Origin of the sequence: Pseudomonas sp. CAU 1711 (genome assembly GCF_039888625.1) — a bacterium.
GTDB lineage: Bacteria > Pseudomonadota > Gammaproteobacteria > Pseudomonadales > Pseudomonadaceae > Aquipseudomonas.
This window is the reverse complement of sequence record NZ_JBDQQT010000005.1, coordinates 32,386-45,999: the sequence shown is the minus strand read 5'-3', so window position 1 is coordinate 45,999 and position 13,614 is coordinate 32,386. Positions and strand designations below refer to the sequence as shown.

Annotated in this window: 12 protein-coding genes; 2 read left to right on the top strand and 10 right to left on the bottom strand. The window is 67.4% G+C overall.

Annotation, left to right across the window (positions count from 1 at the left end):
* The first annotated feature begins 41 nt into the window (after positions 1 to 41).
* Positions 42 to 896, top strand: coding sequence for an HDOD domain-containing protein (locus tag AAFN46_RS06850; protein ID WP_347807944.1), 855 nt, complete (start codon positions 42 to 44; stop codon positions 894 to 896).
* 119 nt (positions 897 to 1,015) lie between these two features.
* Entirely contained in the window at positions 1,016 to 1,885 is an 870-nt protein-coding gene (locus AAFN46_RS06845) for a type 1 glutamine amidotransferase domain-containing protein (protein ID WP_347807943.1), read from the top strand.
* 123 nt (positions 1,886 to 2,008) lie between these two features.
* Here AAFN46_RS06845 and AAFN46_RS06840 read toward each other — a convergent pair whose 3' ends face one another.
* The 10 genes from AAFN46_RS06840 to rfbB all read right to left on the bottom strand — a co-directional run bounded on the left by AAFN46_RS06840 (position 2,009) and on the right by rfbB (position 13,384).
* Positions 2,009 to 3,193: an NAD(P)/FAD-dependent oxidoreductase gene (locus tag AAFN46_RS06840; protein WP_347807942.1), complete on the bottom strand. Its 1,185-nt coding sequence runs from the start codon at positions 3,191 to 3,193 to the stop codon at positions 2,009 to 2,011.
* Between the two features lie 289 nt (positions 3,194 to 3,482).
* Positions 3,483 to 5,672: a YccS family putative transporter gene (yccS, locus tag AAFN46_RS06835; protein WP_347807941.1), complete on the bottom strand. Its 2,190-nt coding sequence runs from the start codon at positions 5,670 to 5,672 to the stop codon at positions 3,483 to 3,485.
* Positions 5,673 to 6,065: 393 nt separating this feature from the next.
* Complete coding sequence (gene ntrC, locus AAFN46_RS06830; protein ID WP_347807940.1) at positions 6,066 to 7,499, bottom strand: nitrogen regulation protein NR(I); 1,434 nt, start codon at positions 7,497 to 7,499, stop codon at positions 6,066 to 6,068.
* A complete protein-coding gene (gene glnL, locus AAFN46_RS06825; protein WP_347807939.1) occupies positions 7,496 to 8,578 on the bottom strand; it encodes a nitrogen regulation protein NR(II) in 1,083 nt (360 codons plus the stop codon). The genes ntrC and glnL overlap by 4 nt, the downstream gene beginning before the upstream one ends.
* A 179-nt stretch (positions 8,579 to 8,757) precedes the next feature.
* Positions 8,758 to 9,381: a DUF4124 domain-containing protein gene (locus AAFN46_RS06820; protein ID WP_347807938.1), complete on the bottom strand. Its 624-nt coding sequence runs from the start codon at positions 9,379 to 9,381 to the stop codon at positions 8,758 to 8,760.
* A gap of 13 nt (positions 9,382 to 9,394) precedes the next feature.
* Positions 9,395 to 9,940, bottom strand: coding sequence for a DUF4124 domain-containing protein (locus AAFN46_RS06815; protein WP_347807937.1), 546 nt, complete (start codon positions 9,938 to 9,940; stop codon positions 9,395 to 9,397).
* A gap of 102 nt (positions 9,941 to 10,042) precedes the next feature.
* A complete protein-coding gene (gene rfbD / locus AAFN46_RS06810; protein WP_347807936.1) occupies positions 10,043 to 10,912 on the bottom strand; it encodes a dTDP-4-dehydrorhamnose reductase in 870 nt (289 codons plus the stop codon).
* Positions 10,909 to 11,454 (bottom strand): dTDP-4-dehydrorhamnose 3,5-epimerase, encoded by a 546-nt coding sequence (gene rfbC / locus AAFN46_RS06805; protein WP_347807935.1) that lies wholly within the window; start codon positions 11,452 to 11,454, stop codon positions 10,909 to 10,911. The genes rfbD and rfbC overlap by 4 nt, the downstream gene beginning before the upstream one ends.
* Positions 11,451 to 12,323 carry a glucose-1-phosphate thymidylyltransferase RfbA gene (rfbA, locus tag AAFN46_RS06800; RefSeq protein ID WP_347807934.1) on the bottom strand — a complete coding sequence of 291 codons (873 nt, stop codon included), beginning with the start codon at positions 12,321 to 12,323 and terminating at the stop codon, positions 11,451 to 11,453. Before rfbA ends, rfbC begins: the two co-directional genes overlap by 4 nt.
* Positions 12,320 to 13,384 (bottom strand): dTDP-glucose 4,6-dehydratase, encoded by a 1,065-nt coding sequence (gene rfbB / locus AAFN46_RS06795; protein ID WP_347807933.1) that lies wholly within the window; start codon positions 13,382 to 13,384, stop codon positions 12,320 to 12,322. Before rfbB ends, rfbA begins: the two co-directional genes overlap by 4 nt.
* Between the last annotated feature and the right edge of the window lie 230 nt (positions 13,385 to 13,614).

The window sequence follows — 13,614 nt, the reverse complement described above, 5'->3', positions numbered from 1 at the left end:
GGCGCCTACACTGCCCCTAGGGGCAGCATGGAGGATGCGCGGTGGGCGAGACTTCGGACTATTCGATCTACCGCAGGGTGGTATCGCAGCTGATGCAGGGGCAGGAGCAGCTGCCCAGCCTGCCGACACTGACCCTGGAGATCCGCCGCGCCCTGAGCGACGGCGGCATGAGCATGGCGCAGCTGTCCCGCCTGATCGGGCGCGACCCGGCGCTGGCGGCGCTGCTGATGAAGCATGCCTCCTGCGCCCTGTACCGGCATCCGACGGCGCCCAAGACCCTGCAGGACGTGCTGATCCTGCTCGGCCTGGGCGAGGTCGACCGCATCACCATGGTGCACAGCATTAAGAGCCTGTTCACCCTGCACAGCCCGGCGCACAAGCGTCTGTTCATGGAGGTGTGGGGGCGCCTGGTGCTCAAGGCCGGCACCTGCGCCATGCTCGCTCGCCTGCTCGGCCATGTCTCGGCGGAGCACGCCCTGCTGGCCTGCCTGCTCAGCGAGGTGGGCACCCTGGCGGTGCTCTCGGCGTTCAAGGACGAGGCGGACATCCCCTCCGGCGAGCTGTACTACAAGCTGTGTCGCGAATACAGCAAGTCGCTGGGCGTGATAGTGCTGAAGAAGTGGGCGGTGGACGACGAGTACATCGGCGTGATCCGCGCCGCCGGCAACTGGGGCCACAGCGAGGGCTGGGACCTGGGGCTGATCGACCTGGTCAACCTGGCCCTGTTCCATGCCATCAAGGAGGGCAACGCTCAGGCCGACCTGCCGATGCTGGTGGAGCTGGCGGCCTACCACAAGCTGCTGCCGCCGCTGAACTTCATCGGCGACAACGGCGAACTGGAACTGGTGATCAACCACCGGGAGGACATCCATGCGATTGCCGAGAGCCTGCGCTGACCGGTTGCTCGGCCTGCGCGTGCTGGCGGTCTGGGTCCTGTGGGCTGGCGTGCCGGGTGTGTGGAGGCGGGGCGGCAACTGCTATGGTTTGTGACCCTAGCCCCGTACGAGAGCCAGCCATGCCCGCACCCTGTGTCCTGATGCCCCTGCCGCGCCGTGATTACGACCCCAGCGAGGCCGCCCTGGCCTGGCGCCTGCTGCGCCGGGCCGGCTACCGGGTGTGCTTCGCCACGCCGGACGGCCAGCCGGCCCTGCCGGACCCGCAGATGCTCAGCGGCGAGGGCCTGGATGCCTGGGGCCTGATCCCCGGACTGCGCCGCCTGCGCCTGCTCGGCCTGCTGCTGCGCGCCCGCGGCGATGCCCGCGCGGCCTGCGCCGAGATGCGCGCCGACCCCGACTATCTGAAGCCCTTGCGTTACCAGGAGTTGCGCGTGGAGGACTTCGCCGGCCTGATGCTGCCCGGCGGCCACTGGGCGCGGGGCATGCGCGAGTATCTGCAGAGCGAGACGCTGCAGGCGCTGGTGGCGGCCTTCTTCGCCGCCGACAAGCCGGTGGCGGCGGTCTGCCATGGTGTGCTGCTGGCGGCGCGCAGCCGGGGCGCGGACGGCCGCTCGGTGCTGCACGGGCGCAAGACCACCGGGCTGACCTGGAAGATGGAGAAGACCGCCTGGGACCTGACCCGCTTTTACGGGCGCTGGTGGGACGGCGATTACTACCGCACCTACTCCGAGGCGGCGGGTGAGCCGGCCGGGCATATGAGCGTGCAGGCCGAGGTGGGCCGGGCGCTGGCCAGCCCGGACGACTTCCTCGATGTACCGCAGGACGCCCCCGACTTCTGGCGCAAGACCAGCGGCCTGTACCGCGACACGCCGGACGACAGCCGCCCGGCCTGGGTGGTGTGCGACGGCCACTATGTGTCCGGGCGCTGGCCGGGCGACATGCACGAACTGATGCGGCGCTTTATCGAGCTGTTGCCGGCCGTTTCCTGAGCGACTCGGTGCTCGCCAAACGTCCGGCTGCCCTCACCCCAGCCCTCTCCCGGAGGGAGAGGGTGCTAGAGCGGTGCGGGCTGGGTCTCCCCTCTCCCCGGGGAGAGGAGAGGGTACGGAGCCTCAGACGTATTCCGCCGCCGCGTGCGCCGAGGCCCAGGCCCACTGGAAGTTGAAGCCGCCCAGGTGGCCGCTGACGTCGAGCACCTCGCCGATGAAGTACAGCCCCGGCGATTTCTGCGACTCCATGGTCTTGGACGACACCTCGCGGGTGTCGATGCCGCCCAGGGTCACCTCGGCGGTGCGGTAGCCCTCGGTGCCGGCCGGCACCAGGGTCCAGGCCGACAGCCGGGTCGCCACCGCCTCCAGTTCCGCCGGGCTGTACTGCTTGAGCGGCTTGCTGACGAACCACTGCTCGGCCAGCAGGCTGGCCATCTTCTTGGTGAACAGCTCGGCGAGCAGGGTCTTCAGCTCGGTATTCGGCCGTTCGCGCTGCTGGGTGGCCAGCCATTCAGGCAGGTCGAGGTGCGGCAGCAGGTCGATCTCGATGGCGTCGCCCGGCTGCCAGTAGGAGGAGATCTGCAGAATCGCCGGGCCGGAGAGGCCGCGGTGGGTGAACAGGATGTTTTCCTTGAAGCTCTGGCCGTTGCAGCTGACCACGCAGTCCTCCACCGAGGTGCCGGACAGTTCCGTGCACAGCGCCTTGAGCTGCGGCTCGGTGATGGTGAAGGGCACCAGGCCGGCGCGGGTCGGCAGCACGCTGTGGCCGAACTGCCGGGCCACCTGGTAGCCGAAGCCGCTGGCGCCGAGGGTGGGGATGGACAGGCCGCCGGTGGCGATCACCAGCGACTGGCAGGCGAACTCGCCGGCGCTGGTCGTCAGGCGGTAGCCGACCTCGCTCTTGGCGATGGTCTCGACAGCGGTGTCCAGGCGCAGGTCGACGCCATGCGCGTCGCACTCGGCCAGCAGCATGTTGAGGATGTCGCTGGCCTTGCGGTCGCAGAACAGCTGGCCGAGCTTCTTCTCGTGGTAGGGCACGTCGTGCCTGACCACCAGCTCGACGAAGTCCCACTGGCTGTAGCGGGCCAGGGCCGACTTGCAGAAGTGCGGGTTGGCCGAGAGGAAGTTGCCCGGCTCGCAGTACATGTTGGTGAAGTTGCAGCGCCCGCCGCCGGACATGAGGATCTTCTTGCCCGGCTTGTTGGCATGGTCCAGCAGCAGCACGCCACGACCGCGGGCGGCGGCCTTGGCCGCGCACATCAGGCCGGCGGCGCCGGCGCCGATGACGATGACCGGGAAGAAGGACAAGGGCGAAACCTCGGTAGGGGGCGGAAGGCGCGCATTCTAGCGGAAAGCGCCGGCGGGCCTGAGGACAGTCGTCGTGTCGCCACGGCCTAGCAGTAGGATGGGGGGAGGCGCTTTGCGCCGATACCCATCGCGGGAGCGGGCGATGGGTATCGCTGCGCTCAACCCATCCTACGTGGCTGCGCGTCGAGGGGCGGGCGAGTCTCCCCTCTCCCTCAGGGAGAGGGGCCGGGGGTGAGGGGGCCAAGGACTGCACGGCATTTCCCTCACCTCAAGGGGAGAGGGGGCTGCCCTACGCGGTCTTGGCCTCGGCCCGCTCCGGTTGCTTCTGCAGGTGCGCCACCAGGGTGCGCAGCGGCGCCAGCTGGCGGCAGATCAGGCCGAGCTGCACCTGCACCAGGCGGTGGCCCTCGTCCATCTCCTCCGGCAGCTGCTCCAGCTCCTCGGCCAGGCTCTGGTCGGCGTCGTCGTACACCGCCACCGGGGTGCCGGTCTGCAGGCCGCTGGCGATGGCGTCGAGGCTCTGGCTGATATGCGCCACGGCGCGCTCGTGCAGGGCGTCGCTGGCATCGTCGGCCAGGCTGGCGCGATGCGCGCCGAGGGCCGAGAGGTAGCTGAGCAAGGTGTGCGACAGCACCAGGAAGCGGAAGCCGGTCTCGGCGTCCTTCCTGAAGTGGCCGGGCTCCAGCAGCATGTTGGACAGGGTGGTCGACAGCGCCGCGTCGGCGTTGTGCGCGTTGCGCCGGGCCAGGCGGTAGCTGAGGTCGTCGCGCGCGCCGGACTCGTACTGCTGCATGATCTGCAGCAGGTAGCGGCTGTTGCTGCTGAGGGTGTTGGCCAGCACCCGATTGAGCTTGCGCCCCTGCCAGTCGGGCAGGATGAGGAACACCGCCAGGCCGGCGATCAGCGTGCCCAGCACGGTATCCACCAGGCGCGGCCAGAGCAGGGTGTAGGCGTCGCTGATCTGGTTGAAGCAGAGCACCACCACCAGGGTCATGGCGCTGGTGGCCAGGGTGTAGCGGTCGACCCGGTTGGTGAAGAACAGCACCCCGGCGGCCACGGCGAACAGCGACTGCAGCAGCGGGTCGGGGAACAGGCGGATCAGCGCCCAGCCCAGCACCAGGCCGATCAGCGTGCCGCCGACCCGCTGCACCAGGCGCAGGCGGGTGGCGCCGTAGCTGGGGCGGCAGACGAACAGGGTGGTCAGCAGAATCCAGTAGCCCTGCTGCGGGTGGATCCAGTGCAGCAGGCCGTAGCCGGCGAGCAGCGCCAGGGCCAGGCGCAGGGCGTGGCGGAACACCAGGCTGGTCGGGCTGAAATGCTGGCGCAGGCGCTCGCCGGCGTCCTTCAGGCTCTGCGGCGAGCGGTCCAGCAGGGCGCTGTCCTGTTCCTCGGCCAGGGCGTCGGGGTTGCTGGCGCTGGTCAGCTTGCGTTCCAGGGTGGCGAGGTTGCCGGCCAGGCCGCCGAGCGCGCGCAGCAGGCGGCGCCAGGCCGGGTTGTTCTGCTCGCGCAGATGAGCCATGGAGGCCTCCAGGTCGGCCATGGCCTGGCTGTTGTCGTTGTAGTCGAACGGCTGGCGCAGGCGGATGGCCCGGCCCAGGGCCTGGCAGGCCTTGCCCTGCTGGCTGATCAGGCGGCCGCAGCGGAACATCACGTCGCTGTGGAAGAAGGCCTCGGCCAGGGCGTTGTAGGGGTAGTGCGAGGAGCTGGCGCGTTCGTGGATGTCCTGGGCGATGAAGTACAGCTTGAGGTAGCGGTTGGTCTTCTGCCCGCCGCGCTTGCGGCTCATGCGGTTGAGGATGACGTCCTTGGCCAGGTTCAGCGCCGTGACCACCCGGCCGTTCTGCCGCGCCAGCTCCAGGCGCCGGGCCTCGATGTCGAGCTTGCGCACCGGCTCGAACAACGAGGCCTTCAGGCGCAGGTAGGCGCCCAGCTCGTCGAACACCCGTGCCAGCGCCTGCTGCACCGGCTGCTGGCTGAACAGCAGGCTCCACAGGATGCCGAGCAGGCCGTACCAGGCGGCGCCGCCGATCAGCAGCAGCGGCTCCTGCCAGAAGCCACCGGCCAGGCCGGCGCGGTGCTCCAGGCCGATGGCGGTGTAGATGGCCAGGATCAGGGTGGCCTGGGCCACGGCCGCGTAGCGCTCGCCGATGCCGCCGAGCAGGGTCATGGCGAAGGCCGCGAACGCCAGGCCGGCGCCGAACAGCCAGGGGTAGGGGAACAGCAGCTGCACCGCCGCGGCGGTGGCGGCGAAGCAGGCCAGGGTCACCAGCAGCGCCTGGCTGCGCCCGCGCCAGTGGTCGTCGCTCTCGGCCAGGGCACTGGCGATGCAGCCGAGGAACAGCGGGATGACGAAGGCGATGCGGTCGAGATACCAGCACAGCGCCATGGCCCCGGCCAGGGCGATGAACACCCGCACGCCGTAGGTGAATTTCTCGCGCGCCCACAGCTGGCGCAGTGTGTGTTGCAGCGATGAAGGCATGGACCCGCCGGGCGGAAAGGATAGGTTTGCCGAAGAAGACGGCAGCGCCTGTATTCAGGGCACCATTTTATTGACCTTTCGCCCAGAGGATAGCCATGTGGCTTATCCCCCTCTCCCTTTGGGAGAGGGTTGGGGTGAGGGTTTTTCAGGCCGCTCCGGGTCACCTGTGGCACCTTCACCCTACGCGGGCCGCCCCGGCCCTTCTGGACTCGCCACGCCCCTGTGGCTCGGCCTGCGGCCAGCTGGCGCTGCCCAAATCGGCTGTCCTGCCGATTTGTCCAGGGGGAGGGGGGAGGCTTCAGTGGGGGGCTGCGGCCATCCACCCTACGCCAATAACGTTGCGGCCATGAAAAAACGGGCCCGCAGGCCCGTTTCGTTCAACCAGCGCTGGGGTCAGTCCTCGCCGTCGTCATCCTCGCCGCCGTCGACATTCATGCCCAGTTCCTTGATCTTGCGGGTCAGGGTGTTGCGGCCCCAGCCCAGCAGCACGGCGGCATCGCGGCGGCGGCCGGCGGTGTGCTTGAGCGCGGTCTCGATCATGATCCGCTCGAAGGCCGGCACGGCGCTGTCGAGCAGGTTGGACTGGCCGCGGCCGAGGGCCTGGTCGGCCCACTGGCGCAGGCCCTGCTCCCAGTTGGTGGCCGGGGCGTTCTCCTGCGGCTGGGTGAGCAGCTCCGGCGGCAGGTCGTCGGTGTGCACTTCGCGGCCGGAGGCCATCACGGTGATCCAGCGGCAGGTGTTCTCCAGCTGGCGCACGTTACCCGGCCAGGGCAGGTGTTTGAGGTAGTCCTCGGTCTCGCTCTTGAGCAGCTTGGGCTCGACCGCCAGTTCCTGGGCGGCGCGGCCGAGGAAGTGGCGGGCCAGGGTGGGAATGTCCTCGCGGCGGTCGGCCAGGCGCGGAATATGGATGCGGATGACGTTGAGGCGGTGGAACAGGTCCTCGCGGAACTTGCCGGCCTGCACCAGGGATTCGAGGTTCTGGTGAGTGGCGGCAATGATGCGCACGTCGACCTTGACCGGGGTGTGGCCGCCGACCCGGTAGAACTCGCCGTCGGCCAGCACGCGCAGCAACCTGGTTTGCGTATCGGCCGGCATATCGCCGATCTCGTCGAGGAACAGGGTGCCGCCGTCGGCCTGCTCGAAGCGGCCGCGGCGCTGGTTGGCCGCGCCGGTGAAGGCGCCTTTCTCGTGGCCGAACAGCTCGGACTCCATCAGGTCTTTCGGAATCGCCGCCATGTTCAGCGCGATGAAGGGCGCGGCCGCACGCGGGCTGTGGCGGTGCAGGGCATGGGCGACCAATTCTTTACCGGTGCCCGACTCGCCGTTGATCAGCACGGTGATGTTGGAGTGGGACAGGCGGCCGATGGCGCGGAACACCTCCTGCATCGCCGGCGCCTCGCCGATGATCTCCGGGGTGCGGGAGAGCGCGGCCGGCGCCTCCAGGCCCTGCTGCTCCTGGGCATGCTGGTTGGCGCGCTTGACCAGCGACACCGCCTCGTCGACGTCGAACGGCTTGGGCAGGTACTCGAAGGCGCCGCCCTGGTAGCTGGCCACCGCGCTGTCCAGGTCGGAGTGGGCGGTCATGATAATCACCGGCAGGCGCGGGTGCATGTCGCGAATCCGCGCCAGCAGGTCGAGGCCGCTGGCACCGGGCATGCGAATGTCGGAGATGATCACGTCCGGTTGCTGGCGGCTCAGCTTGCTCAGCACGCCGTCGGCGCTGTCGAAACTCTGGGTGGTCATGCCCTCCTGCTGCAGGGCCTTCTCCAGGACCCAGCGGATGGAGCGGTCGTCGTCGACTATCCAGACGGTTTCACTGCGGCTCATGACTGTGTGGCTCCTTGGTCCAGGGGCAGGAAGATCGAGAACACGGTGTGGCCGGGGTGGCTCTCGCATTCGATCAGGCCCTGATGCTGGCTGATGATGTTCTGGGTGATGGCCAGGCCCAGGCCGGTGCCGTCCGGGCGGCCGCTGACCATGGGGTAGAAGATGGTTTCCTGCAGCTCCGGCGGAATGCCGGGGCCGTTGTCGATGATCTCCATCTTCACCACCAGGCGGTGGCGGGTGTGGCCGATGGTGAACTGGCGCAGGGTGCGGGTGCGCAGGCTGATGCGGCCCAGGCGCAGGTCGCTCTGCGCAGATAGCGCCTGCAGGGCGTTGCGCACTATGTTGAGCACGGCCTGGATCAGCTGTTCGCGGTCGATCAGCAGGTCGGGAATGCTCGGGTCGTAGTCGCGCACCAGGGTGATGCTGCCCTGGGCCTCGGCCTCGATCAGGCTGCCGACCCGCTCCAGCACCTCGTGGATATTGGTCATGGCCAGGCTCGGCAGCTTGTTCGAGCCGAGCATACGGTCGACCAGGTTACGCAGCCGATCCGCCTCCTCGATGATCACATTGGTGTAGTCGCGCAGGCCCTCTTCCGGCAGCTCGCGGGCCAGCAGCTGGGCCGCGCCGCGGATGCCGCCGAGCGGATTCTTGATCTCGTGGGCCAGGCCGCGCACCAGCAGCTTGGTGGTCTCCTGCTTGGACAGCTGCGCTTCCTCCTTGGTGATGCGCAGCAGGCGGTCGCGCGGGTGCACTTCCAGCAGCAGCAGGGTCTGGCCGCGGTTGAGGATGGGCGTCACCGCATAGTCGACGGTGAGGGTCTGGCCGGCCAGCGAGGTGAGCATGGCCTCGCGCTTGGTGAAGGGGTGGGCCTGGGCCACCGCCTGGCGCAGCGAGGCGAGCGCCTCGGGCGATTCGGTGAACAGCTCGCTGATGAACTGGCCGTGGCTGCGCTGGCCGCTGACCGCCAGCAGCATCTCGGCGGCCGGGTTCATGTACTCCAGGCGCAGCTCGGCGTTGAGCAGGATGGTCGCGGTGGTCAGGTTGTCCAGCAGGAGGCGGTGCAGGGCGTCGTTGATCATGGCAGGGTCCTGGCAATGACCGGGAAAATGCAAGAAGCAAACCAAGGCCCCGAAAAAACGCGGGCACGGGGTCGAAGCCGCCTTTCGGCGCAGTCGGCCGGGCGATGTGTGAACCAAAACGGGGAGCGAATAGAAATCGGTGCAGGCATATGCACCATATTAGTGCATATGCCTGCCGATCAGATGAAGGGGATCAGCGGGATGTCCTTCGGCGGGTCCTTCGGCTTGTCCTCAATGGGGCATTCCGGGCGCACGCCCCAGTCCTTCTTCTTGCAGGGATTGGTTCTGCGCTTCTCGGCCAGGGAGATGCGCTTCAGATGGAAAGGCTGGGCCGGGGTGCGTTCGACGATGCGGCCCTGGGCGTCGAGAATTTCCACCGAGATCTGGTGGGTGCCGCGGTCGAGGTTCTTCAAGGGGAACACCGGGCTGCGGTCGGCCTGGCCCTGGGGTTGACCGTCCAGGATGAGGCGGTAGCCATGCCCGGGGTGCAGGCCCGGCTCACTGTCGGCGGTGACGATCAGGTCGCCGCTAGCCTCGCGCACCACGGAGTCGGGTGTCGGGGTGAGGATGCGCAGGATCTGGTAGCTGGGTTCGGGCGGCTGCTTGGCCGGGGGAGGCGCAGTCGGTAGGGCTTTATTGGCCGGCATGGCGTTGGAGGGGGCCAGCTCGATGCGGCTGGCGCTGCCGGAAGGCGGCTGGTCAGTGAAGACCCGGTTGCCGTCGGCATCTATGTAGGTATAGACGCCGGCATTGGCCGTGAGGCTAAGCAGGGCGAAAACTAGGGCGGGCAGCAGAGGGCGCATGGCGATTCTGGTATCAGGGAGCGGAGTTGGTCCGGGCGGGGCTGTTGACGCTGACGCGCTGCACGGTGAAGGTCAGGCTGGCGCTCTGCTGTATCTGGCGCTCGCCGCTCAGCACCTCCACCGCCAGGCTGTGCTCGCCGCGGTCGATGTTGACCAGCTGCAGGCGCGGCACATTGGTGCGCTGGCCATAGGGCTGGCCATCCAGCAGCAGGCGCAGGCTGTGGCCGGGGCTCAGGCGTGGTTCGATCAGCACGCCGACGCTGAAGGTACCGTTGTTGGCCCGCAGCGCCTCGTCGGAGGGGATGTCGGTCAGCTCCAGGGTCCGGTAGGGCGGCTGGTTGGCCTCGGTCTTGCTCTCGGCTTCGGCGGGCTGCTCGACGGGCGGCAGGGGCTGAGCTTTCACCGTGTTGGTCGGCTGGAGTTCGACGCTTTCCGCCGCCTGGCCTTCCGGGGGCTGGTTGGTGAATACGGTGTTGCCGTTGGCGTCGGTGTACTTGTAGATCTGTGCGCTGGCCGGCAAGGCCAGGGCGCAGAGCAGGCAGGCAGTGAGCAGGCGCATCGCAGGGCTCCCGAGTGATCCTCGCACAAGGGTTGCATCGCTCCGCGTGCCTGGCAAGTTCGCGGCGCCATCGGCGTGGCCTGGTGCACCAAATCGGCTCCGTCAGCGGGGGCTGGCCAGGCACTCCAGCAGGGCGTCGTGCCAGTTCGGCAGGCTGATCCGCCAGTCGCGCCGCAGACGTGAGCAGTCCAGGCGCGAATTGAGCGGGCGCTGTGCCGGGGTCGGGTAGGCGCTCGACGGAATCGGCACAACGCGCGCACAGGACTTGCCTCGTGCATGCAGCTGCGCGGCGATGGCCTCGGCGAAGCCGAACCAGGAGGTCTGTCCCTGGCCGCTGAGATGATAGATGCCCCAGGGGCCCGCGTGACCATCGCGCCAGTGGCGGATCAGCTCGGCCGTGGCGCGGGCAATGCTGCCGGCCCAGGTCGGCGCGCCGATCTGGTCGGCCACCACGCGCAGTTCCTCGCGCTCCTGCAGCAGGCGCTGCATGGTCAACAGGAAGTTCCTGCCATGCAGCGAATAGACCCAGCTGGTGCGCAGTATCAGATGCGCGCCGCCGACCGCGCGGATGGCCTGCTCGCCGGCCAGCTTGCTGCGCCCATAGACGCCCAGCGGTGCGGTCGGGTCGTCTTCGCGATAGGGCGAGTCCTTGCGGCCGTCGAACACATAGTCGGTGGAGTAGTGGATCAGCGGTACGCCCAGCTCAGCCGCCTCTTCGGCCAGCACGCCAGGCGCCGTGGCGTTGATCGCGAAGACCAGTTCCGGCGCGCTCTCGGCCTGGTCAACGGCGGTATACGCAGCCGGGTTGATGATCAACTCGGGGCGCAGCGCGCGAACCGCTTGCCGAATGCCCTCGGGCGCGTTCAGGTCCAGCTGTTGGCGATCCGGCAGCAGCAGCTCGTGCTCCTTGCCCAGGGCCAGCTGCAGCTCGCGGCTGACCTGGCCGTGGCGCCCGACGATCAGGACTCTCATGGGAACAGCTCGGCGTCGTTCAGGGCCAGGCCGGCAAGGTCCTTGGCCGACAGCAGCGGGGTGCCGTCGAACTGCCAGTCGATGGCCAGTGTCGGGTCGTCCCAGCGGATGCAGCGCTCAAAGGTAGGAGCGTAATAATCGGTGGTCTTATAGAGCACTTCGGCCTGTTCGCTGAGGGTCAAGAAGCCGTGGGCGAAGCCCTCGGGCACCCAAAGCTGGCGTTTGTTCTCGGCGGACAGGCGTACCGCCACCCACTGGCCGAAGGTCGGCGAACGCCTTCTGATATCCACCGTCACATCGAGAATCTCGCCAAGGCTGACGCGCACGAGCTTCCCCTGGGGCTGCCTGACTTGATAGTGCAAACCGCGCAACACGCCACGCTGCGAGCGCGAGTGGTTGTCCTGGACGAACTGGCGCTGCAGGCCGGTGGCCTCGGCGAAGGTGCGGGCGTTGAAACTCTCGAAGAAGAAGCCGCGCTCGTCGCCGAACACCCTGGGTTCGAGGATCAGAACCTCGGGTATGGTGGTGGCGATGGCTTTCATGTCGACTCCCCGGCGAGGCGGTAGAGATATTGGCCGTAACCCGTCTTGCCGAAGGCCTTGGCCTGCTCCAGCAGGCGTTCGCGGTCGATCCAGCCCTGCTGGTGGGCGATCTCCTCCAGGCAGGCGACCTTCAGGCCCTGACGGTATTCGATGGTCTGCACGTACTGCGAGGCCTCCAGCAGGCTGTCGTGGGTGCCGGTATCGAGCCAGGCGAAGCCGCGGCCGAAGCGTTCCACGCGCAGGTCGCCGCGCTGCAGATAGGCGTTGTTGATGTCGGTGATCTCCAGTTCGCCACGTGGCGAGGGTTTGATCGTCTTGGCGATCTCGATCACGTCGTTGTCGTAGAAGTACAGGCCGGTGACCGCATAGCTGGACTTCGGCCGCACGGGCTTTTCCTCGATGGAGATGGCCTTGCCTTGGTCGTCGAACTCGACCACGCCGAAGCGTTCCGGATCGCGTACCCAGTAGCCGAATATGGTGGCCCCTGCGACCTCGGCCGCCGCCTTGAGCAGCTTCTCGGTGAAGTGCTGGCCGTGGAAGATGTTGTCGCCGAGGATCAGGCACACCGAGTCGTCGCCGATGAACTCTTCGCCGATCAGGAAGGCCTGGGCCAGGCCGTCCGGCGAAGGTTGCTCGGCATAGCTGAAGCGCACGCCGAACTGGCTGCCGTCGCCGAGCATCTTCTCGAACTGCGGCAGGTCGTGGGGTGTGGAGATGATCAGGATGTCGCGGATGCCGGCCAGCATCAGCACCGAGATCGGGTAGTAGACCATCGGCTTGTCGTAGATCGGCAGCAGTTGTTTCGACACGCCCAGGGTGATCGGGTGCAGGCGGGTGCCGGAACCGCCGGCCAGTACTATTCCCTTCATGCGGAGGCTCCCAGGCGTTCGCGTTGATAGCTGCCGTCCTGCACATGGCGGCACCACTCTAGGTTGTCCAGATACCACTGCACCGTCTTGCGCAGGCCGCTGGCGAAGGTTTCCTGCGGCACCCAACCCAATTCGCGCTGGATCTTGCCGGCGTCTATGGCATAGCGCCGGTCGTGGCCGGGGCGGTCCTTGACGAAGGTGATCAGGTCCTCGTAGCGCGCCACCCCGGACGGCTTGTGCGGCGCCAGCTCTTCCAGCAGGGCGCAGATGGCGCGCACCACCTCGATGTTCTTCTGCTCGTTGTGACCGCCGATGTTGTAGGTCTCGCCGACCCTGCCCTCGCTCACCACCTTGAGCAGGGCGCGGGCGTGGTCCTCGACGAACAGCCAGTCGCGTACCTGCGAACCGTCGCCGTAGACGGGCAGCGGCTTGCCTTCCAGGGCGTTGAGGATCACCAGTGGAATCAGCTTCTCGGGGAAATGGTAGGGGCCGTAGTTGTTCGAGCAGTTGGTGATCAGCACCGGCAGGCTGTAGGTGCGCTGCCAGGCGCGTACCAGGTGGTCGGAGGCCGCCTTGCTCGCCGAATAGGGCGAGCTGGGCGCATAGGCTGTGGTCTCGGTGAACAGGTCGTCCGCATCGTGCAGGTCGCCGTACACCTCGTCGGTGGAAATATGGTGGAAGCGGAAAGCGCCCTTGCGCTCCTCAGGCAGCGTCGACCAGTAGGCCCGGGTGGACTCCAGCAGGGCATAGGTGCCGACTATGTTGGTCTGGATAAAGGCTGCGGGACCATCGATGGATCGGTCCACGTGCGACTCGGCGGCCAGATGCATGATGGCGTCGGGTTGAAACGTCGCGAGGGTGCGACTGACTGCCTGGCTGTCGGCGATATCGGCCTGGAGGAACTGATAGTTCGGGTGGCCTTCGATACAGGCTAGAGACTCCAGGTTGCCGGCATAGGTGAGCTTGTCGAGATTGAGCACGCTGTGCTCGGTGTGCCGCAGAATATGGCGGACAAGTGCCGAGCCTATGAAGCCTGCTCCACCGGTTACCAGAATGCGCATGCAGGGCCTGCTGTGTCGGATTTAATTCTGAAGGTAACCAGCTTGTCCGGCGCAACTGCGCTTTGCAAGAGAGCCACCTTGCTCTCCTGCTACAGGCGAGATGCAAGTGTCGAAGCATTGCTGGCCGGCTTGCAAAGGGCTAACGCGAAAGTCACGCGGTAGGTTGCTGAAACAGGCTGAGCAAAGTGGTAAGCAAAAACGAAAAAGGCCCGCATTGCTGCGAGCCTAAG